At 58.4% G+C, this 317-nt stretch carries 1 protein-coding gene; it reads left to right on the top strand.

The window, feature by feature from the left end; genetic code table 11:
• Positions 1-317: TraC family protein (locus tag KMS84_RS44320; protein WP_256921509.1), on the top strand; the 317-nt coding region annotated here is incomplete at both ends.

The raw sequence follows: 317 nt of genomic DNA, 5'->3' as shown, positions 1-317 counted from the left end.
CGGATGTGCAGCACGGACTCTGGTTTTTTGACGATCAGCCCCACCGGGTCATGGTGGTGGACAAGCTTCGCCGGGCGCCCTTGATTGGTCAACTCACCGGAGAAACCCGCAAGGGCGACGCGGTGAATGCCCTGTTCGACCAGTTACCTGAAGGCACGGTGATGAGTCTGACCTTGGTGGTCAAACCGCAGGATGTACTGGAGGATCAGTTGAACCGCCTTGCTCGCAAAGCCATCGGTGAAAACCTAGCCTCGACCCAGACCCGCCAAGATGTTGAAGAGGCCCATGCGATCATCGGTCGCCAGCACAAGCTGTAC

The organism is Streptomyces hilarionis (genome assembly GCF_024539675.1).
Classification (GTDB): domain Bacteria; phylum Actinomycetota; class Actinomycetes; order Streptomycetales; family Streptomycetaceae; genus Streptomyces; species Streptomyces hilarionis.
The sequence above is the reverse complement of the archived record's forward strand: the minus strand, read 5'-3'. Positions and strand labels throughout refer to the sequence as shown.